The 22,177-nt window shown below is 37.0% G+C and carries 20 protein-coding genes and 2 pseudogenes; 15 read left to right on the forward strand and 7 right to left on the reverse strand.

Annotated elements, in window-relative coordinates; all coding sequences use genetic code 11:
* A pseudogene (locus D8836_RS00005) lies at positions 1 to 103 on the forward strand (IS200/IS605 family transposase); the annotation flags it as partial.
* Positions 104 to 201: 98 nt separating this feature from the next.
* On the opposite strand, the gene D8836_RS00010 reads toward D8836_RS00005, so the two are convergent.
* On the reverse strand, positions 202 to 2,781 hold the full coding sequence (locus D8836_RS00010) for a YfhO family protein (protein ID WP_125392798.1): 2,580 nt from the start codon (positions 2,779 to 2,781) through the stop codon (positions 202 to 204).
* Positions 2,782 to 2,842: 61 nt separating this feature from the next.
* A complete protein-coding gene (locus tag D8836_RS00015) occupies positions 2,843 to 4,465 on the reverse strand; it encodes an ATP-binding cassette domain-containing protein (RefSeq protein WP_125392799.1) in 1,623 nt (540 codons plus the stop codon).
* A 205-nt stretch (positions 4,466 to 4,670) separates the two neighbouring features.
* Between D8836_RS00015 and trpS the strand changes: the two genes are divergently transcribed.
* Together trpS and guaB are read left to right on the forward strand one after the other, a co-directional pair.
* The gene (gene trpS, locus D8836_RS00020; protein WP_060627327.1) at positions 4,671 to 5,696 is read left to right on the forward strand and encodes a tryptophan--tRNA ligase; all 1,026 of its coding nucleotides are present in this window, start codon (positions 4,671 to 4,673) and stop codon (positions 5,694 to 5,696) included.
* Positions 5,697 to 5,847: 151 nt separating this feature from the next.
* On the forward strand, positions 5,848 to 7,326 hold the full coding sequence (gene guaB / locus D8836_RS00025) for an IMP dehydrogenase (RefSeq protein ID WP_000073431.1): 1,479 nt from the start codon (positions 5,848 to 5,850) through the stop codon (positions 7,324 to 7,326).
* A gap of 49 nt (positions 7,327 to 7,375) precedes the next feature.
* Here the strand turns inward: guaB and recF are convergent, their stop codons facing one another.
* Together recF and yaaA are read right to left on the reverse strand one after the other, a co-directional pair.
* The gene (gene recF, locus D8836_RS00030) at positions 7,376 to 8,473 is read right to left on the reverse strand and encodes a DNA replication/repair protein RecF (RefSeq protein ID WP_125392800.1); all 1,098 of its coding nucleotides are present in this window, start codon (positions 8,471 to 8,473) and stop codon (positions 7,376 to 7,378) included.
* Positions 8,474 to 8,475: 2 nt separating this feature from the next.
* Positions 8,476 to 8,844 (reverse strand): S4 domain-containing protein YaaA, encoded by a 369-nt coding sequence (yaaA, locus tag D8836_RS00035; RefSeq protein ID WP_125392801.1) that lies wholly within the window; start codon positions 8,842 to 8,844, stop codon positions 8,476 to 8,478.
* 158 nt (positions 8,845 to 9,002) lie between these two features.
* Between yaaA and yfmF the strand changes: the two genes are divergently transcribed.
* The 12 genes from yfmF to tsf all read left to right on the forward strand — a co-directional run bounded on the left by yfmF (position 9,003) and on the right by tsf (position 20,180).
* On the forward strand, positions 9,003 to 10,253 hold the full coding sequence (gene yfmF / locus D8836_RS00040) for an EF-P 5-aminopentanol modification-associated protein YfmF (RefSeq protein ID WP_125392802.1): 1,251 nt from the start codon (positions 9,003 to 9,005) through the stop codon (positions 10,251 to 10,253).
* Positions 10,250 to 11,533: an EF-P 5-aminopentanol modification-associated protein YfmH gene (yfmH, locus tag D8836_RS00045; RefSeq protein WP_125392803.1), complete on the forward strand. Its 1,284-nt coding sequence runs from the start codon at positions 10,250 to 10,252 to the stop codon at positions 11,531 to 11,533. The genes yfmF and yfmH overlap by 4 nt, the downstream gene beginning before the upstream one ends.
* A gap of 42 nt (positions 11,534 to 11,575) precedes the next feature.
* Entirely contained in the window at positions 11,576 to 12,406 is an 831-nt protein-coding gene (rodZ, locus tag D8836_RS00050; protein WP_125392804.1) for a cytoskeleton protein RodZ, read from the forward strand.
* A gap of 10 nt (positions 12,407 to 12,416) precedes the next feature.
* Positions 12,417 to 12,962: a CDP-diacylglycerol--glycerol-3-phosphate 3-phosphatidyltransferase gene (gene pgsA / locus D8836_RS00055; protein ID WP_125392805.1), complete on the forward strand. Its 546-nt coding sequence runs from the start codon at positions 12,417 to 12,419 to the stop codon at positions 12,960 to 12,962.
* Positions 12,959 to 13,786, forward strand: coding sequence for an energy-coupling factor ABC transporter ATP-binding protein (locus D8836_RS00060; RefSeq protein WP_125392806.1), 828 nt, complete (start codon positions 12,959 to 12,961; stop codon positions 13,784 to 13,786). Before pgsA ends, D8836_RS00060 begins: the two co-directional genes overlap by 4 nt.
* Positions 13,771 to 14,610, forward strand: a complete 840-nt coding sequence (locus D8836_RS00065; protein WP_125392807.1) for an energy-coupling factor transporter ATPase — start codon at positions 13,771 to 13,773, stop codon at positions 14,608 to 14,610. Before D8836_RS00060 ends, D8836_RS00065 begins: the two co-directional genes overlap by 16 nt.
* A complete protein-coding gene (locus D8836_RS00070) occupies positions 14,603 to 15,397 on the forward strand; it encodes an energy-coupling factor transporter transmembrane component T family protein (RefSeq protein ID WP_125392808.1) in 795 nt (264 codons plus the stop codon). The genes D8836_RS00065 and D8836_RS00070 overlap by 8 nt, the downstream gene beginning before the upstream one ends.
* 59 nt (positions 15,398 to 15,456) lie before the next feature.
* Positions 15,457 to 16,275: a rod shape-determining protein MreC gene (gene mreC, locus D8836_RS00075; protein WP_125392809.1), complete on the forward strand. Its 819-nt coding sequence runs from the start codon at positions 15,457 to 15,459 to the stop codon at positions 16,273 to 16,275.
* Complete coding sequence (gene mreD, locus D8836_RS00080) at positions 16,275 to 16,769, forward strand: rod shape-determining protein MreD (protein ID WP_125392810.1); 495 nt, start codon at positions 16,275 to 16,277, stop codon at positions 16,767 to 16,769. Before mreC ends, mreD begins: the two co-directional genes overlap by 1 nt.
* Before the next feature lie 93 nt (positions 16,770 to 16,862).
* Positions 16,863 to 18,056, forward strand: a complete 1,194-nt coding sequence (gene pcsB / locus D8836_RS00085; protein ID WP_084930567.1) for a peptidoglycan hydrolase PcsB — start codon at positions 16,863 to 16,865, stop codon at positions 18,054 to 18,056.
* Positions 18,057 to 18,281: 225 nt separating this feature from the next.
* Complete coding sequence (gene rpsB / locus D8836_RS00090; protein ID WP_014017378.1) at positions 18,282 to 19,061, forward strand: 30S ribosomal protein S2; 780 nt, start codon at positions 18,282 to 18,284, stop codon at positions 19,059 to 19,061.
* Positions 19,062 to 19,139: 78 nt separating this feature from the next.
* Positions 19,140 to 20,180, forward strand: a complete 1,041-nt coding sequence (gene tsf, locus D8836_RS00095) for a translation elongation factor Ts (protein ID WP_033682512.1) — start codon at positions 19,140 to 19,142, stop codon at positions 20,178 to 20,180.
* Positions 20,181 to 20,292: 112 nt separating this feature from the next.
* Here the strand turns inward: tsf and cysK are convergent, their stop codons facing one another.
* From cysK to D8836_RS00110, 3 genes and pseudogenes are all read right to left on the reverse strand, one after another.
* Positions 20,293 to 21,219 carry a cysteine synthase A gene (cysK, locus tag D8836_RS00100; RefSeq protein WP_084930569.1) on the reverse strand — a complete coding sequence of 309 codons (927 nt, stop codon included), beginning with the start codon at positions 21,217 to 21,219 and terminating at the stop codon, positions 20,293 to 20,295.
* Between the two features lie 96 nt (positions 21,220 to 21,315).
* Positions 21,316 to 21,411: pseudogene (locus D8836_RS11300) on the reverse strand (PH domain-containing protein); the annotation flags it as partial.
* A gap of 93 nt (positions 21,412 to 21,504) precedes the next feature.
* A complete protein-coding gene (locus D8836_RS00110; RefSeq protein WP_125392811.1) occupies positions 21,505 to 22,140 on the reverse strand; it encodes a YigZ family protein in 636 nt (211 codons plus the stop codon).
* Between the last annotated feature and the right edge of the window lie 37 nt (positions 22,141 to 22,177).

Raw genomic sequence — 22,177 nt, forward strand, 5'->3', positions numbered from 1 at the left:
CACAATTAAGAAATATATTCAAGAACAGGAAAAGCATGATATAGCACTAGATAAATTAAGTGTAAAAGAATATGAGGATCCCTTTAGGGATAGTGGTAAGTAATACTAAAGCCTCTTTGAGAGGCAAGTGACGAGTCAAGAGCAATAAGGCTTGAACAAAGTGAAAGCCAGCGTCTTTAGGCGCTGGCTGGTAATTTGGGCTTATAGCCCTGGGACAAACCACCCGTTTGACGGGTGGTCATGATTAGATGACTTTCGTCTGTGATTATAGATTCCAAATAGTAAGAGAGAAGTAAAGGAACATATTGCTCCAGTAATAAAACCATTGGGAATAAAGGAAAGTGTAATAGTTCCTTTCCCTTTAGGAATATCAACTTTCATAAAACCAGTTTGAGCTTGTTTAATTTCTATTTTCTTACCATCTTGGTAGGCAGACCAGCCTTTGTCATAAGGAATGGTGAAGAAAATGGACGTATCTTGTTTGACATCATATGTAGCAAAGACCTTGTTTTTAGAAGTTGATACTGTGACAGGTTGTTCTTTAATTTTTTGAATTGCCTCGGTGAAAGTTTTGGTATCTAAACGATAGAAGGTAGGAGATTCAAATGATACTTGTGAATTTCCAGGGAAACTAACATTGATATTGAAAGTCTTTTTCTCTTTTGTATAGTCTAGATTAAAGAAGGAGAATGCATTATCAGTTGTAAAAGTTTTCTTTTTCCCATTGACAAGGATGTCAACCTTTTTTTGTTTGTCATTAGAAAAGTGAAGGTTTGTGAAAGAAAGATAAACTTGACTGTTTTCGGGAACCTCAATTTGATACTGGATTGCTGCATCCTCATTTGAAGAACTTGTAACACTAATCAAATCATTAGTATTTTCTGTTTTGTCATAAGGAATTGGAGAAAAATAATCAAAATCGACGTTAGCAAGTTGATTTAAAAACGAGGCCTGATTATCCAAAGTGTGTTCATTGAACTTGACATCATTGTAAACAGATTGACTAGCAAATGCAATCGGAAGAGAGAATTGATTTTCATATAGGGTAAGATTATCTTTTTGATATACAACTTGGAAACCATACTTATCAATAGGGTTTTCTGAGATATTGTACTGGATGCCAAATAAACTATCAGCCAAAATACTATTATTGGCATAGCGGAGATTGAGATTAGTCCCAGAGGATTTAAACCCAAGTTTATCCAAAGTAGAGCTTGCTGAACGATTTCGAACAGATGAAAATTGAGATATTCCATTGTAGTTGAATTTCATACTGTCATTTCCTGTCTGAGTTTGTAGTTTTTCAGTACGAGTAAATTTATTTCCAATATATGTTGAGAAAGATTCCATAGCTGGGATATCTCGATTATATGCACTTCGAGAAGCAAATCCCCATTCCTTAGCAATTCCATCCATTTGAGATGAAGCATTTAAACTCATTTCAACCATTATAAATAAAGAGATTAGAATGGCCAATAGATTTATAGAGATAAACTTTTTGAGAACTGCAAGGAGTAAAAGCGAATAGACAACCAAAAATTCAAGAGTAAGCAGAATATTCAAATCTGTTAAAAAAGAATAATGTGATTTTAGATAGATGGTAGCTAAAAATCCTGTTACTATAAGAAAAAGCGAAACTAAAAAATTCCAGATTTTAATTTCTTTCAGACGATTTAAGACTTCCGCTGCTGTGTAAATTAACAAGGTAGAGAAAATCCAAGCATAGCGATGTAAAAACATGTTTGGAGTATGCATGCCTTGCCAAAATAAATCAAGAGCTTCAATATAAAAGCTTGCAATTAGAAATGCAAAGAAGATTGCATAGATAAGTTTCACGTGAAACTTAATAGATTTCAGCGTAAAAAATAAAATGGTCAAAATAAAGGGAAGTAGTCCAACAAAAATCATTGGGATGGCCCCATACTTTGTTGTATCAAATGAACCAATGAATTGCTTAGCAAAAAGATCAAGATACCAGCTACTTTCAGTTTGAAACTTTGTAATTTCAGTTAATTTTTCCCCATGTGTCTGTAAATCAAATAGAGTAGGAAGAGTCAGAATCAAACTAGCCATACCAGCTAAAACGGAGGTGATTATGAAATCAAGAAAAGATGATTTTCGAGTTTTAAAGTCCCAAGAAATTTGGCAGAGATACCAGAAAATAAGAAACAATGCTGTCATATAGCCAAAATAATAATTTTGAATAAATAAAATTGACAGACTTGTAAAGTACAATAGGAATTTCTTTTCAGTGATAAGTAGATGTAAACCAGTTATAATTAAAGGAATCAAGATAAAAACATCTAGCCAGGTTTTTATCTCTAATTGACTGACAGTGAAACTCATCAGAGCATAGGAAGTAGATAAAGCTAGTTTTAAAGGCTTAGGAATCGATTGAAATAATTTATTTAAACTAAAGTAAGTTGACAGTCCAATCAATCCAAATTTTAAGAGAGTTGTCAGATAGACATAATCTGGCATATTCGTTAGATCAAAAAAGTAAACTAGAGGTGAAAGGAAACTTCCCAAGTAATAACTAGATAGGGCATAGAAATTTAATCCGAGGCCACTTGTAAAGGTGTAAAATAGACTACCATTTCCATGTAGGATATTTCTTAGAGCTATATCAAAAATAACGTATTGATGAAAGCCATCTCCTAATAGAGGAGAGTTGTCGCTATTCCAGTAGATACCTTGAGATAGATATACTCCTATCATAATGATTATGGGAATGATGAAAGAAACAAAATAGATCCAATATGTTTTAAAAAATAATTTCATGTTACCTCATAAAATGTTAGAAAACTCAGCTGGTTAACCCAACTGAGTTTTGAAGTTTTATTTAGTCTTTCCAAAGTTCTTTAACTTTTGCTTGTACTTCTGCATTTTCTAGGAATTCATCATAGGTTTCATCGATACGGTCAATGACGCCATTTTTAGACAAGACAATGATATGGTTAGCTAGAGTTTGAATAAACTCGTGGTCATGGCTGGCAAAGATGATTGATTCTTTAAAGTTTTTCAATCCATCATTCAAGCTTGAGATAGATTCCAAGTCCAAGTGATTCGTTGGATCATCAAGTACAAGGACATTTGATTTTAAGAGCATAAGTTTTGAAAGCATGACACGAACTTTTTCTCCCCCTGACAAGACATTTACAGGTTTGTTAACCTCATCTCCAGAGAAGAGCATACGGCCGAGGAAGCCACGTAGGAAAGTATTGTCATCTTCTTCTTTACTTGCGAATTGACGCAACCAGTCAAGGATTGACTCTCCTCCTGCAAAATCTGCCGAGTTATCTTTTGGCAAGTAAGAACGGCTAGTAGTTACTCCCCACTTGACAGTTCCTTCGTAGTCAATGTCCCCCATGATTGCACGAATTAATGCAGTCGTTTGGATGTCATTTTGTCCAATAAGCGCTGTCTTATCACCTGGACGCAAGATAAAGCTGATATTATCTAAAATAGTCTCACCATCAATCTTTACAGTTAGATTTTCTACTGTCAAGAGATCATTACCGATTTCACGTTCCGCTTTAAAGTTAATAAATGGATATTTACGACTAGATGGTACAATCTCTTCTAGCTCAATCTTATCAAGCATTTTCTTACGTGATGTTGCTTGTCTTGATTTAGAAGCATTAGCAGAGAAACGAGCAACGAATTCTTGCAATTGTTTAATTTTTTCTTCTGCTTTAGCATTACGGTCTGCTAGCAATTTAGCAGCGAGTTCAGAAGATTCCTTCCAGAAGTCGTAGTTTCCGACATAGAGTTTGATTTTTCCAAAGTCAAGGTCGGCCATGTGAGTACATACTTTGTTTAAGAAGTGACGGTCGTGGGATACTACGATAATGGTGTTATCAAAGTCAATCAAGAAGTCTTCTAACCAAGTAATAGATTGGATGTCCAAACCGTTGGTAGGCTCGTCCAAGAGAAGAACATCAGGTTTACCAAAAAGTGCTTTGGCGAGGAGAACTTTTACTTTCTCACCGTTGGCCAATTCGCTCATGTTTTGATAGTGCAATTCTTCTGGAATATTTAGGTTTTGAAGTAGTTGAGAGGCTTCACTTTCTGCTTCCCAGCCTCCAAGCTCGGCAAACTCTCCCTCGAGTTCGGCAGCACGCACTCCATCTTCGTCTGAGAAATCTTCCTTCATGTAGATGGCATCTTTCTCTTTCATGATGCTATAAAGTTTTTCATTTCCCATGATAACAACATCAATGGCACGTTCATCTTCATAGTCAAAGTGATTTTGACGAAGAACAGAGAGACGTTCATCTGGACCAAGAGAGATGTGACCAGTAGTAGGTTCAATATCTCCAGCTAAAATTTTTAAAAAGGTTGATTTTCCGGCACCATTAGCACCGATTAATCCGTAAGTATTTCCTTCTGTAAATTTGATATTGACATCATCAAAAAGTTTGCGATCACTAAAACGTAGTGAAACATCAGATACTGTAAGCAATGTTTTTCTCCTATATGTGTAATATATTTATTCTACTAGAAAATATGGAAATATTCAAATTTTTATCTGTCAATTTTGTGTAAATTAGATTTACAGTATACTTTACACGAATCCGTAAATAGCAAAACTGATTTATTTTGATAAATTACGGTTATTTCATTAAAAAAATGCTATAATTGAAGGGACTATATCGAAGGAGAATAAAATGATTAAACCCATTATTTTAACAGGAGACCGTCCAACAGGAAAATTGCATATTGGACATTATGTTGGAAGTCTCAAAAATAGAGTTTTATTACAGGAAGAGGATAAGTATGATATGTTTGTGTTCTTGGCTGACCAACAAGCTTTGACAGATCATGCTAAAGACCCTCAAACAATTGTAGAGTCTATCGGAAATGTTGCTTTGGATTATCTTGCAGTTGGATTGGATCCGAGTAAATCAACTATTTTTATTCAAAGCCAAATTCCAGAATTGGCTGAACTATCTATGTACTATATGAATCTAGTTTCATTAGCACGTTTGGAGCGCAATCCAACAGTCAAGACAGAAATTGCTCAGAAAGGCTTTGGAGAGAGTATTCCGACAGGATTCTTAGTCTATCCAATTGCTCAAGCAGCTGACATCACAGCTTTCAAGGCTAATTATGTTCCTGTTGGGACAGATCAGAAACCAATGATTGAGCAAACTCGTGAAATTGTTCGCTCTTTTAACAACGCATATAACTGTGATGTCTTGGTAGAGCCGGAAGGTATTTATCCAGAAAATGAGAGAGCAGGGCGTTTGCCTGGTTTAGATGGAAATGCTAAAATGTCTAAATCACTCAATAATGGTATTTATTTAGCTGATGATGCGGATACTTTGCGTAAAAAAGTGATGAGTATGTATACAGATCCAGATCATATTCGGGTGGAAGATCCAGGTAAGATTGAGGGAAATATGGTTTTCCATTATCTAGATGTTTTTGGTCGTCCAGAAGATGCTCAAGAAATTGCTGACATGAAAGAACATTATCAACGAGGTGGTCTTGGTGATGTGAAGACCAAGCGTTATCTACTTGAAATATTAGAACGTGAACTGGGTCCTATTCGTGAGCGCCGTATTGAATTTGCTAAGGATATGGGAGAAGTTTATAATATGCTTCAAAAAGGTAGTGAAAGAGCGCGTGAAGTTGCAGGTCAAACCCTATCTGAGGTTAAAGGAGCAATGGGACTCCATTACTTTAACTAAGTTTATTTTACAAGAAACTATCATTTCTATCTCAAAGAAAAGATAGTTTTTTATTTACCCCTGTAACATTTGACAAATTTTTATAGAATGGTATGATAGATACAATATAAAAAGAGTCAAGCTCAAAAAGAAAGAAAAGAGGAAACTTCGAATGTCTAATTGGGACACTAAATTTTTGAAAAAAGGTTTTACCTTTGATGATGTATTGCTTATTCCAGCTGAAAGTCATGTGTTGCCTAACGATGCAGATTTAACAACTAAATTGGCAGATAATCTGACTTTAAATATCCCAATTATTACCGCTGCCATGGACACAGTTACAGAGAGTCAAATGGCCATTGCTATTGCTCGTGCAGGCGGTCTCGGAGTTATCCATAAAAACATGTCAATTGCTCAACAAGCAGACGAGGTTCGTAAGGTAAAACGTTCTGAAAATGGAGTTATTATTGATCCGTTCTTCTTGACGCCTGAACATACAATTGCTGAAGCAGATGAGCTTATGGGTCGTTACCGCATCAGTGGTGTTCCAGTTGTTGAAACACTTGAAAATCGTAAATTGGTTGGTATTTTGACAAACCGAGATCTTCGTTTTATTTCAGACTATAACCAACCAATCTCCAATCATATGACCAGTGAAAATCTTGTGACTGCTCCTGTGGGTACAGATCTTACAACAGCTGAGAGTATTCTTCAAGAACACCGTATTGAAAAGCTTCCTTTGGTAGATGAAGAAGGTCGCCTTTCTGGTTTGATTACTATCAAAGATATTGAAAAAGTTATTGAGTTTCCAAATGCTGCTAAAGATGAGTTTGGTCGTCTTCTAGTTGCAGGTGCAGTAGGTGTTACTTCAGATACATTTGAACGTGCAGAGGCTCTTTTTGAGGCAGGAGCGGATGCGATTGTTATTGATACTGCACATGGTCATTCTGCAGGTGTCTTGCGTAAAATTGCTGAGATTCGTGCTCACTTCCCAGATCGTACTTTGATTGCTGGAAATATTGCTACTGCTGAGGGAGCGCGCGCACTTTACGAAGCAGGTGTAGACGTTGTCAAGGTTGGTATTGGACCAGGTTCTATCTGTACTACTCGTGTGATTGCTGGTGTTGGTGTTCCACAAGTAACAGCTATCTATGATGCTGCAGCTGTTGCGCGTGAATATGGGAAAACGATCATTGCTGACGGTGGAATCAAGTATTCTGGAGATATTGTAAAAGCTCTTGCTGCTGGTGGAAATGCAGTTATGCTTGGATCAATGTTTGCTGGAACAGACGAAGCACCAGGTGAAACTGAAATCTTCCAAGGACGTAAGTTCAAGACTTACCGTGGTATGGGATCAATCGCAGCAATGAAGAAAGGTTCAAGCGATCGTTACTTCCAAGGTTCTGTCAATGAAGCAAATAAACTTGTTCCAGAAGGAATTGAAGGTCGTGTTGCTTATAAAGGAGCAGCAGCTGATATCGTCTTCCAAATGATTGGTGGTATTCGCTCTGGTATGGGTTACTGTGGTGCAGCTAACCTTAAAGAGTTACATGACAATGCTCAATTTATTGAAATGTCTGGTGCGGGTTTGAAAGAAAGCCACCCTCATGATGTACAAATTACTAATGAGGCACCAAATTATTCTATGTAAAAGAAATAAAAAGAACTCCTGCGAAAACAGGAGTTCTTTTACAATGTTGTCAATTTTTATTTACAGAAACTTGACCATTTTGAATAGCGAAAACACTTAGATTTTCTGGTAGATTTTGAAGATGATCTAAGCTTGTTGTTGTAATAAAGGTTTGGATTGACTGAGAAATCGTTTCTAATAATTTTAGTTGTCTGGTATTGTCAAGTTCGCTCATAACATCGTCAAGTAGTAATATTGGAGATTCTGTAGTAATACTTTCCATTAACTCGATTTCTGCTAATTTTATAGAAAGGACGAGACTACGATGTTGGCCTTGACTCCCAAAACTAGCGTCCATCCCATTTATATAAAAAGAAATATCATCTCGGTGAGGACCAACACCAGTATTCTTTTTAAATAAATCTCTGGATCTACTTTTTTCTAAAGCAATTTTGAAAGATTCAGATAAATCTTCTTGATCAGTTGGCTTGACAGAAGATTGATAGGATATTGACAACTCTTCAATCTGATTAGAGAGTTCAAAATGTTTCTTACGCCCAAATGATTCTAGTTTTTTTATGAAATCTAAGCGGTGATTCATTACACGACATCCATAATCAACTAGCTGATTATCCAACACTGAAAGGAAGGTTTCATCTATTTTTTGAGCTGATTTTAGGTAAGCGTTTCTTTGCTTTAGGATGTGGTTATAATTGGTTAAGTCAGATAAATAGATTGGCTTGATTTGTCCAAGTTCCATATCAATGAATTTTCGTCGAACCGAAGGTGATCCTTTAATTAGTTGTAGATCTTCAGGAGCAAATAAGACAACATTCATGTGTCCTACATAATCTGAAAGGCGTGCCTGTTTTAAATGATTAACTTTTGTCACACGGCCTTTTTGAGTTAGTTCGATTTCTAGGGGAATGGATCCAGTTTTTTTCTGAACGAGACCTGAAAGATGAAGTTGTTCCTCATCAAAATGAATGAGATTTTTATCTGTTCGAGTTCGATGACTACGCGTTAAGGCTAAAAAATAGATAGCCTCTAACATGTTTGTTTTTCCTTGTGCATTACGTCCCAAAAAGATATTCAATTTAGGATTAAAGTCTATTTTCGTCTCTTTGTAATTACGAAAAGTCTTGAGAGATAGGTTTTGTAGCCACATGATTATCTACCAGGGAATCGCGGAGCTTGTTTACTTTTGGGTAATGAAGTAGGTTTGGATTTGTCTTTTTTAACTCCCTTATTCATCTCCTTGACAAGTTTAGCGATTCGTTCTTTTTCAACTTTATCAGCTTGATATTCCTCTTGCTCCTCAGAAGTAGGTTGTGTCAATAAGATGTCAATGTCCATGTCAGGGATGTCAATTTCATCGCCAATACGAAGTTTTTTACCGCGACGACTTTCTAACTCCCCATTAAAGTAAACAGAATGTTCAGAGAGAAAGGATTTGATAGCTCCTCCGCTATGTGTAATTCCAAGTTCTTTGAGTAGTGCTTGGAGGGTAATAAATTCTTCAAATAATTTGTATTCCATAATTCACCTCAATCTTTGGTATTATACCATATTTTCCTAAAAATAGTGAGAGAAACAGGGAAAAATGTAAGCGATTTTTATTTCAAAAGTGTTACAGGGAACAAGAAAATTTCAGGTTTTCGTGATATAATAGAAGTCTGTATATAAGGAGGTAAATCATGGAGTTAGTGCATGGAATTTCAACACATTTTATCCAATCAAAGAAGTTTAAAACGAACAAAATCACCGTGCGTTTTACCGCTCCATTATCTCTTGATACGATTGCAGGTCGCATGTTGAGTGCGAGTATGCTAGAAACGGCCAACCAGATGTACCCCACTTCTCAAGCTTTGAGAAGACACTTGGCCAGTCTATATGGTACAGATATGTCAACCAATTGTTTTAGAAGAGGGCAAAGCCACATTGTAGAATTGACATTTACTTATGTTCGTGATGAGTTTTTAAGTAGGAAAAATGTGCTAACTGCTCAGGTTTTGGAACTAGTAAAAGAAACTCTTTTTTCACCCGTAGTAATTGATAATGGATTTGATCCAGACTTATTTGAAATTGAGAAAAAGCAATTGCTAGCAAGTTTAGCAGCTGATATGGATGATTCTTTTTATTTTTCACATAAAGAATTAGATAAATTATTTTTTCGTGATGAATGTCTCCAATTGGAATACAGTGATTTACGAAATCGTATTTTAGCTGAAACTCCACAAAGTTCTTATTCTTGTTTCCAAGAATTTTTGTCTAATGATCGAATAGATTTCTTTTTCCTAGGTGATTTTAATGAGGTTGAAATTCTAAATGTATTAGAACCATTTGGTTTTAAAGGTCGAGAAGGTGATGTGAAGGTTCAGTATTGTCAACCTTATTCCAATATCCTTCAGGAAGGTATGGTTCGGAAAAATGTGGGACAATCCATTTTAGAGTTGGGTTATTATTGCTCTGCTGAATATGGTGATGAGCAACATTTACCCATGATTGTAATGAATGGTTTACTGGGTGGATTTGCTCATTCTAAGCTCTTTACAAATGTCCGTGAAAATGCTGGCTTAGCTTATACCATTTCAAGTCAGCTTGATTTATTTAGTGGATTTTTAAGGATGTATGCTGGCATTGATCGAGAAAATCGGAATCAGGCTCGAAAAATGATGAATAATCAACTGCTTGATTTAAAAAAAGGTTATTTTACAGACCTTGAGTTAGAGCAGACCAAGGAAATGATTCGTCGGTCTTTGTTGCTTTCTCAAGATAATCAATCTTCATTGATTGAACGTGCTTACCAAAATGCCCTACTTGGAAAATCTTCAACAGACTTTAAAAGTTGGATTGAAAAACTCGAACAAATTGACAAAGAAGCTATTTGTAGAGCAGCTAATAATATAAAATTACAGGCGATTTACTTTATGGAAGGAATAGAATGACAAAGGTTGTTTTTGAAGAAAAATACTATCCAGCTGTAAAAGAAATGGTTTATCGAACTCGTTTGTCAAATGGATTGACAGTTGCTCTTTTGCCTAAAAAGGAATTTAAAGAGGTTTACGGGAGTGTAACTGTACAGTTTGGTTCGGTAGATATGCTTGTCACAGAAGTTGACGGAGATGTAAAAGAATATCCTGCAGGAATTGCTCATTTTCTTGAACATAAATTATTTGAGAGAGAAGATTCTAGCGACTTGATGTCGGCTTTTACGAGTCTAGGTGCAGATAGTAATGCCTTTACAAGCTTTACAAAAACAAGTTATCTTTTTTCAGCAACGGCCCATTTTTTAGAAAATTTAGACTTACTTGATGAATTGGTAACATCGGCACATTTTACTGAAGATTCCATTTTAAGAGAGCAGGATATTATCCAGCAAGAACGAGAAATGTATCAAGATGATCCAGATTCGTGTTTATTCTTTTCGACTTTAGCGAATTTGTATCCTGGTACACCTTTAGCTACTGATATAGTTGGAAGTGAGGAATCCATTTCCCAAATCAATCTAACTAATTTGCAAGAAAACTTTACAAGGTTTTACAAACCTGTAAATATGTCTCTGTTTTTAGTTGGTAATTTTGATGTGGAGCGAGTACAGGACTATCTTGAAAGAAAAGAACTGAAAGATTCAAATGTTCATGAAGTGGCAAGAGAAAAGTTGCTTTTGCAAGATGTGAAGCAAACAGACAGTATGAGGATGGAAGTATCTTCTCCCAAACTAGCGATTGGAGTTAGAGGTAAGCGAGAAGTTGCTGAAGCGGATTGCTATCGATATCATATTTTATTAAAATTATTGTTTGCAATGATGTTTGGTTGGACTTCGGATCGTTTTCAAAAATTATATGAATCAGGTAAAATAGATGCTTCCTTATCTCTTGAAATTGAAGTAACAAGTCGTTTTCATTTTGTTATGTTGACAATGGATACGAAAGAGCCAGTTGCTTTATCTCATCAATTCAGGAAGGCTATTCGTAATTTTACAAAGGATTTAGATATTACAGAAGATCATTTAGATATTATCAAAAGAGAGATGTTTGGAGAATTTTTCAGTGGCATGAACTCTCTTGAATTTATTGCAACGCAATATGATGCTTTTGAACATGGTGAGACAATTTTTGATTTACCAAAGATTTTACAGGAGATTACTTTAGAGGATGTCCTTGATGCGGGGCATCACTTAATAGATGAAGGGGATATAGTTGATTTTACAATATTCCCATCGTAGTAACCTATCATAAATAGACACTAGAAAGAAGGGATGACAAGTATGAGGAAAAAAACAATTGGTGAGGTTTTACGATTAGCTAGAATCAATCAGGGATTGAGTTTAGATGAATTGCAGAAAAAGACAGAAATTCAGTTGGAGATGTTGGAGGCAATGGAAGCTGATGATTTTGATCAACTTCCTAGTCCATTTTATACTCGTTCTTTTTTGCGAAAGTATGCGTGGGCAGTTGAGCTAGATGAGCGAATTGTCTTAGATGCTTATGATTCTGGGAGCATGATTACTTATGAGGAAGTTGATGTTGATGAAGACGAGTTGACAGGCAGGAGACGTTCCAGTAAGAAAAATAAGACATCATTTTTACCTTTATTTTATTTTATACTTTTTGCACTATCGATTGTAATTTTTGTGACTTATTATGTTTGGAGCTATATCCAGACTCAACCGGAGCGTTCATCTTCATCTAGTTATAGTGTAGTCCAAGCAACAAGCTCGACTAGTTCTGTAACTCCATCTTCAACTAGTAGTAGTTCATCAAGTAATTCTTCGAATACTGAACCAGCTATAACGGTATCGGGTGAAGGAAATCGAGTAGAAGTTGCTTATAAAACGAGTAAAGACACTGCAAAATTGCAATTATCAGTGTCAGATGCTAGAAGTTGGGTTAGTGTTTCAGAAAGTGATCTTGAGGGTGGTGTGACTTTATCACCGGATAATAAAAGTGCGGAAACAACCGTTTCAACTAAAAATCCTGTGACCATTACGTTAGGTGTTGTCAAAGGTGTCGCTTTAACAGTAGATAATCAGACTGTTGATTTATCGAAATTAACAGCTCAAACTGGACAAATCACTGTAACCTTTACTAAAAATTAAGGAAAAACGAATGAAAAAAGAACAAATTCCAAATCTCTTAACAATAGGTCGAATTCTCTTTATACCTATTTTTATCTTTATTTTAACAGTAGGAAATTCGATAGAGAGTCATATGGTAGCAGCTATTATCTTTGCTGTTGCTAGTATTACAGACTATTTAGATGGATATTTAGCTCGTAAATGGAATGTGGTTAGTAATTTTGGTAAATTTGCAGATCCTATGGCGGATAAGCTACTAGTTATGTCGGCTTTTATTATGCTGATTGAGTTAGGAATGGCTCCGGCTTGGATTGTTGCAGTGATTATCTGTCGTGAGTTGGCTGTGACAGGTTTGAGGCTTTTACTGGTTGAAACTGGTGGAACGGTTTTAGCAGCAGCCATGCCTGGAAAAATTAAAACTTTCAGTCAGATGTTTGCGATTATTTTCTTGCTATTACATTGGACTTTGATTGGTCAAGTTCTACTTTATGTAGCCTTGTTTTTCACTATCTACTCTGGCTATGATTATTTCAAGGGTAGTGCCTATGTATTTAAAGGGACATTTGGTTCGAAATGAAATCAATAATTGATGTAAAAAATCTTTCCTTTCGCTATAAGGAAAGTCAGGAATACTATGATGTGAAGGATATTACGTTTCACGTGAAACGTGGAGAATGGCTTTCGATTGTAGGGCATAATGGTAGTGGTAAATCAACGACTGTTCGGTTAATTGATGGCTTACTGGAAGCAGAATCTGGAGAGATTGTAATTGATGGTCAACAGTTGACTGAGGAAAATGTTTGGGATATACGTCGTCAAATAGGTATGGTTTTTCAAAATCCAGACAATCAATTTGTTGGAGCGACTGTTGAAGATGACGTTGCCTTTGGTTTGGAAAATCAGGGCCTTTCTCGTCAAGAAATGAAAAAGAGAGTGGAGGAAGCTCTGGCTTTAGTTGGCATGTTGGACTTTAAAAAGAGAGAGCCAGCACGTCTATCAGGTGGCCAAAAGCAACGTGTGGCTATTGCAGGTGTTGTAGCTCTAAGACCAGCTATTTTAATCCTAGATGAAGCAACGAGTATGTTGGATCCTGAGGGGCGTAGAGAACTGATTGAGACAGTAAAAGGAATTCGAAAAGATTATGATATGACGGTCATTTCCATTACACATGATTTGGAAGAAGTTGCCATGAGTGATCGCGTATTGGTCATGAAAAAAGGATCAATTGAATCAACTAGTAGTCCAAGAGAGCTTTTCTCTCGAAATGATTTAGATCAAATTGGATTAGACGATCCTTTTGCCAATCAATTAAAACATTCTTTGAGCCAGAATGGCTATGATTTGCCTGGAAATTATTTGACAGAAAGTGAGCTAGAGGATAAACTATGGGAATTGCTCTAGAAAATGTGAGTTTTACATATCAAGAAGGGACTCCCTTAGCTTCAGCAGCTTTGTTGGATGTTTCTTTGACGATTGAAGATGGTTCTTATACGGCTTTAATTGGGCATACAGGTAGCGGTAAATCAACTATTTTACAACTCTTAAATGGTTTATTGGTGCCAAGTCAAGGGAGTGTGCGAGTTTTTGATACCTTAATCACTTCGACTTCTAAAAACAAAGATATTCGTCAAATTAGAAAACAGGTTGGCTTGGTATTTCAGTTTGCTGAAAATCAGATCTTTGAAGAAACAGTTTTGAAGGACGTTGCTTTTGGACCACAAAATTTTGGAGTTTCTGAAGAAGATGCGGAGCAGATTGCGCGTGAGAAACTGGCTTTGGTTGGAATTGATGAATCACTTTTTGATCGTAGTCCGTTTGAGTTGTCAGGTGGACAAATGAGACGTGTCGCAATTGCAGGCATACTTGCCATGGAGCCAGCTATATTAGTCTTAGATGAGCCAACAGCTGGCCTAGATCCTCTAGGTAGAAAAGAGTTGATGAATTTGTTCAAAAAACTCCACCGGTCAGGGATGACCATTGTCTTAGTCACGCATTTGATGGATGATGTTGCTGAATATGCGAATCAAGTCTATGTGATGGAAAAGGGACGTTTAGTGAAGGGTGGCAAACCAAGTGATGTCTTTCAAGATGTTGTTTTTATGGAAGAAGTTCAGTTGGGAGTACCTAAGATTACAGCTTTTTGTAAACGATTGGTTGATAGAGGCGTGGCATTTAAACGATTACCGATTAAGATAGAGGAGTTCAAGGAGTCGCTAAATGGATAGTATGATTTTGGGGCGTTATATCCCAGGGGATTCGATTGTTCACCGGTTGGACCCACGTAGTAAATTACTGGCTATGATGCTACTGATTTTGATCGTTTTTTGGGCTAATAATCCTTTGACGAATCTAATTCTTTTTATAGCGACAGGGATATTTATTGCCTTGTCAGGAGTATCTCTTTCATTCTTTATTCAGGGCTTGAAATCTATGTTTTTCTTGATTGCCTTCACAACTATTTTTCAACTATTTTTCATTTCTAATGGGAATGTTTTATTTGAGTTTTCGTTTGTGAGAATCACGGATTATGCTTTGCAACAAGCTGGAATTATTTTTTGTCGCTTTGTATTGATTATTTTCTTTTCAACTTTGTTAACCTTAACGACCATGCCCTTAAGTTTGGCATCAGCTGTCGAAGCTTTGTTAGCGCCTTTAAAGCGTGTGAAAGTTCCAGTTCATGAAATCGGTTTGATGCTGTCTATGAGTTTGCGTTTTGTCCCAACCTTGATGGATGATACGACGCGGATTATGAATGCACAGAAAGCGCGTGGAGTGGATTTTGGAGAAGGAAGTATTGTTCAAAAGGTGAAGGCTATGATTCCCATTTTGATTCCTCTTTTTGCGACAAGTTTAAAACGTGCGGATTCCTTGGCTATTGCTATGGAAGCGCGTGGTTATCAGGGGGGAAAAGGCAGAAGTCAATACCGACAACTGAAATGGACTCGAAAGGATACGCTGACCATTATTGTTATTCTCGTACTTGGTTGTTGCTTATTTTTCTTAAAATCTTAGTAGCTTTCAGGAATTAATAAAAAAGTTACTGTAACAGTTTTTGATATAAAGGTAGGAATATGAACCGTTTTAAAAAATCAAAATATGTCATTATTGTTTTTGTCACTGTTCTGCTTGTCTCAGCTCTCTTAGCGACGACTTATTCAAGTACAATTGTGACAAAATTAGGAGATGGAATCTCATTGGTTGATAGGGTTGTGCAAAAACCTTTTCAGTTGTTTGATTCTGTCAAATCAGATTTGGCTCATTTGACACGAACATATAATGAAAATGAAAGTTTGAAGAAACAGATTTACCAATTAGAAGTTAAATCGAATGAGGCGGAAAGTTTAAAGACAGAAAATGAACAACTGCGCCAATTGCTTGATATGAAGTCTAAATTGCAAGCCACAAAGACTTTGGCAGCAGATGTTATTACGCGTTCTCCGGTATCTTGGAAGCAGGAATTGACTCTAGATGCAGGCAAATCAAAAGGGGCTTCTGAGAACATGTTAGCTATTGCAAATGGTGGTTTGATTGGGAGCGTTTCGAAAGTAGAGGAGAACTCTACCATGGTCAACCTTCTGACAAATACGGAAAATGCTGATAAGATTTCTGTTAAAATTCAACACGGCACTACCACAATTTATGGAATTATTGTTGGCTACGACAAGGAAAATGAAGTTCTTAAAATTAGCCAATTAAATAGCAATAGCGATATTAGTACAGGCGATAAGGTGACAACGGGGGGATTAGGAAACTTTAACGTTGCTGATATTCCTGTTGGTGAAGTGGTTGCCACAACGCATAGTACAGACTATTTGACACGAGAAGTAACTGTTAAATTGAGTGCAGATACTCATAATGTAGATGTGATAGAATTAGTGGGGAATTCATAATGAGACAGTTGAAACGGGTTGGAGTGTTTTTATTGCTTCCTTTCTTTGTTCTAATTGATGCCCATATTAGCCAGCTTCTGGGCTCATTTTTCCCCCATGTATATTTGGCTAGTCATTTTCTGTTTTTGTTTCTTTTATTCGAGACGATTGAAGTATCAGAGTATTTCTATTTAGCTTATTGTTTTGTAGTTGGTTTGGTTTATGACATTTACTTTTTCCACTTGATTGGAATTGCGACTCTGTTGTTCGTCTTGTTGGGGGTATTTCTCCATAAATTTAATAGTGTTATTTTATTGAATCGTTGGACGAGAATGTTAGCAATTATTGTCATGACTTTTCTATTTGAAATGGGAGCTTACATACTTGCAATAGCGGTAGGTTTAACTGTGGATAGTATGTCTTTATTCATAGTCTATAGTTTAGTTCCATCAATGATTTTGAACCTTATATGGATGATTATTTTTCAGTTTATTTTTGAAAAATTTTACCTATAAGAAAGAAATAAAAATGTAACAAAGGCGTAATATTCATTAGGCCTTTTTTTGGTATACTAGTAATGTCTTTAAAAGAAGGAGTATCTACGCAATATGAAGAAAAAAATCTTAGCGTCACTTTTACTAAGTACAGTAATGGTTTCTCAAGTAGCTGTTTTAACAACTGCGCATGCAGAAACTACTGATGACAAAATTGCTGCTCAAGATAATAAAATTAGTAACTTAACAGCACAACAACAAGAAGCCCAAAAACAAGTTGATCAAATTCAGGAGCAAGTATCTGCTATTCAAACAGAGCAATCAAACTTGCAATCTGAAAATGATAGACTACAAGCAGAATCTAAAAAGCTTGAGGGTGAAATTACAGAACTTTCTAAGAATATTGTATCTCGTAATGATTCATTGCAAAAACAAGCTCGTAGTGCTCAAACAAATGGAGCTGCAACAAACTACATCAATACAATTGTAAATTCAAAATCAATTACAGAAGCTATCTCACGTGTTGCTGCAATGAGTGAGATTGTATCTGCAAACAACAAGATGTTGGAACAACAAAAAGCAGATAAAAAAGCTATTTCTGAAAAACAAGTAGCAAATAATGATGCTATCAATACAGTTATTGCAAATCAGCAAAAACTAGCTGATGATGCTCAAACATTGACAACTAAACAAGCTGAGTTGAAAGCTGCAGAATTGAATCTTGCTGCTGAGAAGGCTACTGCAGAGGATGAAAAAGCAAGTTTACTTGAGAAAAAAGCTGCAGCGGAAGCGGAAGCTAAAGCAGCTGCAGAAGCAGAAGCTGCTTATAAAGCTAAACAAGCAAGTCAACAACAAACAGTCGTTGCTTCTGGAAATACAACTTTTACAGCAGAAGTTCAAGCAGTATCTAGCTCATCTGAATCATCTTCAAGTTACGCACCTGCATCAGTAAAACATCGTCCAACATACAGTACAAATGCTTCAAGTTATCCAACTGGTGAGTGTACATGGGGAGCTAAAACCTTGGCCCCTTGGGCTGGAGACTACTGGGGTAATGGAGCACAGTGGGCTACAAGTGCAGCTGCAGCAGGATTCCGTACAGGATCTACACCTCAAGTTGGCGCGATTGCATGTTGGAATGACGGTGGATATGGACACGTAGCAGTAGTTACAGCTGTTTCATCATCAACAAGTATCCAAGTATCTGAATCAAACTATGGTGGAAATCGTACAATCGGAAATAAACGTGGATGGTTCAATCCTACTACAACTTCAGAAGGTTTTGTAACATATATCTATCCAAACTAATGAATGAAACGAAGAGGCTCTATTCGAGTCTCTTTTATGATTTATATAGTTAACTTACTTTAAAAATCTACTAAAACAGCTTGAAAATATTGAAAAAGTATGGTAAAATGAAACTTGTCGTGTGAACGATAATACTCATTCTTGATGAATTGTGAAACAGTTGCCCTTGGGTCGTTTTGCGAGTTGAAGTCAAGAAGAGGAAAAAAACAAAAAGGAGAAATACTCATGGCAGTAATTTCAATGAAACAACTTCTTGAGGCTGGTGTACACTTTGGTCACCAAACTCGTCGCTGGAACCCTAAGATGGCTAAGTACATCTTCACTGAGCGTAACGGAATCCACGTTATCGACTTGCAACAAACTGTAAAATACGCTGACCAAGCATACGACTTCATGCGTGATGCAGCAGCTAACGATGCAGTTGTATTGTTTGTTGGTACTAAGAAACAAGCAGCTGATGCAGTTGCTGAAGAAGCAGTACGTTCAGGTCAATACTTCATCAACCACCGTTGGTTGGGTGGAACTCTTACAAACTGGGGAACAATCCAAAAACGTATCGCTCGTTTGAAAGAAATCAAACGTATGGAAGAAGATGGAACTTTCGAAGTTCTTCCTAAGAAAGAAGTTGCACTTCTTAACAAACAACGTGCACGTCTTGAAAAATTCTTGGGTGGTATCGAAGATATGCCTCGTATTCCAGATGTGATGTACGTAGTTGACCCACATAAAGAGCAAATCGCTGTTAAAGAAGCTAAAAAATTGGGAATCCCAGTTGTAGCGATGGTTGACACAAACACTGATCCAGATGATATCGATGTAATCATCCCAGCTAACGATGACGCTATCCGCGCTGTTAAATTGATTACAGCTAAATTGGCTGACGCTATCATCGAAGGACGTCAGGGTGAAGATGCAGCAGCGGTTGAAGCAGAATTTGCAGCTTCAGAAACTCAAGCAGATTCAATTGAAGAAATCGTTGAAGTTGTAGAAGGCGACAACGCTTAATTCATATAAATAGTAATTACCTAGGAGGGCGGGGCTTAGCCCGGCTCTCCTATTTTTAAAAAATATAGGAGAATCAAAATGGCAGAAATTACAGCTAAACTTGTAAAAGAGTTGCGTGAAAAATCTGGTGCCGGTGTTATGGACGCTAAAAAAGCGCTTGTAGAAACAGACGGTGACATCGAAAAAGCGATTGAATTGCTTCGTGAAAAAGGTATGGCTAAGGCAGCTAAGAAAGCTGATCGTGTTGCTGCAGAAGGTTTGACTGGTGTTTATGTTAACGGTAATGTTGCAGCAGTTATTGAAGTAAACGCTGAAACTGACTTCGTTGCGAAAAACGCTCAATTCGTTGAATTGGTAAATACTACAGCTAAAGTTATTGCCGAAGGAAAACCTGCTAACAATGAAGAAGCTCTTGCTTTGACAATGCCTTCAGGTGAAACTCTTGAAGCTGCATACGTATCTGCAACAGCAACTATCGGAGAAAAAATCTCATTCCGTCGCTTTGCATTGATTGAAAAAACAGACGCACAACACTTTGGAGCTTACCAACATAACGGTGGACGTATCGGTGTTATTTCAGTTGTTGAAGGTGGAGACGAAGCTCTTGCTAAACAATTGTCAATGCATATCGCAGCGATGAAACCAACAGTTCTTTCTTATAAAGAATTGGATGAGCAATTCGTTAAAGATGAGTTGGCACAATTGAACCACGTTATCGACCAAGACAACGAAAGCCGTGCAATGGTTAATAAACCAGCTCTTCCACACTTGAAATATGGATCAAAAGCACAATTGACTGATGAAGTAATTGCGCAAGCTGAAGCTGATATCAAAGCTGAGTTGGCTGCAGAAGGCAAACCAGAAAAAATCTGGGATAAAATCATCCCAGGTAAAATGGATCGCTTCATGCTTGACAACACTAAAGTTGACCAAGCTTACACACTTCTTGCACAAGTTTACATCATGGATGACAGCAAGACAGTTGAAGCATACCTTGAATCAGTTAACGCTTCAGTAGTTGAGTTCGCTCGCTTTGAAGTTGGTGAAGGTATTGAGAAAGCTGCAAACGACTTTGAAGCTGAAGTTGCAGCTACAATGGCAGCAGCCTTGAATAACTAATAATAAAAAGGGAAGCCAAATTGCTTCCTTTTTTCTATGCAGTCGATCTTTATAGGGACTTTTAAGGTATAAATAAAAAGCCCTATAATAAGGGCTAAGTGTATTTAGGAGACTACACTTCAAATTCATAGAGTGCTGTAGAGAGATAACGTTCACCGTTATCTGGTGCTAGAGCAAGAACTTTTTTACCTGTACCTAATTTCTTGGCAACCTCTATGGCTCCATAGATAGCTGCAGCTGAAGAAATACCAACAAGGAAGCCTTCTTTTCCACCAATTTCACGTCCAAGTGCGAGAGCATCGTCTGATGTTACACGAACGATACCATCATAGGCTTTAGTATCAAGTGTATCAGGAATAAATCCAGCTGAGATACCTTGAATTTTGTGTGGTCCAGGTTTTTCACCAGATAGAATAGCAGATTCGTCTGCTTCTACTGCAAAAACTTGAATGTTAGAATTTGCTGATTTGAGTGCATGAGAAACACCAGAAATTGTTCCACCGGTACCAACTCCAGCAACAAAGGCATCTAATCCATCTTTACCGAAAGCAGCTAGTATCTCAGCTCCTGTTGTTCTTTCGTGTACTTCTGGATTAGCTGGATTGTCAAACTGAAGAGGAAGGAAACCATCACGTTCAGCAGCGATTTCTTGGGCCTTGGCAATAGCACCTTTCATTCCTTCGCTACCAGGAGTGAGGACGAGTTCAGCGCCATAGGCTTGGATAATCTTACGACGTTCTACACTCATAGTTTCAGGCATAACGATGACGACTTTATACCCTTTAGCAGCACCTACCCATGACAGTCCAATACCAGTGTTTCCACTTGTTGCTTCAACAATGGTAGCACCCGGTTTTAGAATACCGTCTTGTTCAGCTTTTTCAATCATGCTAAGAGCAATACGGTCTTTTACAGAAGAACCAGGGTTAAATGCTTCAAGTTTTACATAGACATCTGCAGCACCTTCTGGCACAATATTGTTGAGTTTAACAATCGGAGTTTGACCGATTAATTCAGTAATGTTGTTATAAATAGACATATGAATACCTCTTTGTATAAGATATCTCTAGTATAACGCTATCTATACCATTTGTAAAATATAGAAATCCTATCGAAGTGATAGGATTTTTTTATATCACAGGTTTAAGCCATTAATTTTCAACCGATTGTGATAAGCTAATTCTAATAAATAGGTGTAAAGTGGAACGATATCCGTTTTCTTTTTGAATTGCTTCATTTTCTAGTAGGTCTTGTCAAACATCTTTTTATTTTGTTAATTGAAGTAGCGGTGAGAATGTCAGTGAAACACGGCATTATCCATTGTTTACACTAAGTTTACAGGAATTTCAACTTCGCGTAAACCTTGGTCAGTTAAAGTGACCTTTCCATTAAAAAACTCTACAAGTGCAGCTTTAATAGTTTCTTTTTCTTCTTTATCAACATAAATCATCGTATCGACTTGATCTGTAAAATTTGTATCCAGCTCCATGAGATTATGTTCTTTAAGGAAGTTACTGTACTCTTGGTACTGAGCGTAGGACATTTGAATAGCAATGCCAGCCTGTTCCTTTATTTCAATGATGCCAATTTCTTTGACAGCTAAGGCGACACTGCCGGCGTAAGCACGAATCAATCCTCCAGCGCCTAGCTTAATGCCACCAAAGTAGCGTGTTACGACCACACAGACATTGGTGAGGTTGTGATTTTCTAGTACCCCAAGCATGGGAACGCCAGCAGTACCACTAGGCTCACCATCATCACTTGTACGTTTGATTTCACTACGTTCTCCAATAATAAAAGCAGAGCAGTTATGCGTCGCTTTGTAGTGTTCTTTTTTGATGGTGGTAATGAAGTCACGAGCCTCTTCTTCGCTATAAACACGCTTGGCATGACAGATAAAGCGTGATTTTTTGATTTCTTCTTGGACTTGACCGTCCTCTTTAATTGTTCTAAATTCCATGATTTAATTGTACTAAAAAATCATCTAAAGCGCTAGA

Origin of the sequence: Streptococcus mitis (assembly GCF_003942995.1) — a bacterium.
Classification (GTDB): domain Bacteria; phylum Bacillota; class Bacilli; order Lactobacillales; family Streptococcaceae; genus Streptococcus; species Streptococcus mitis_CV.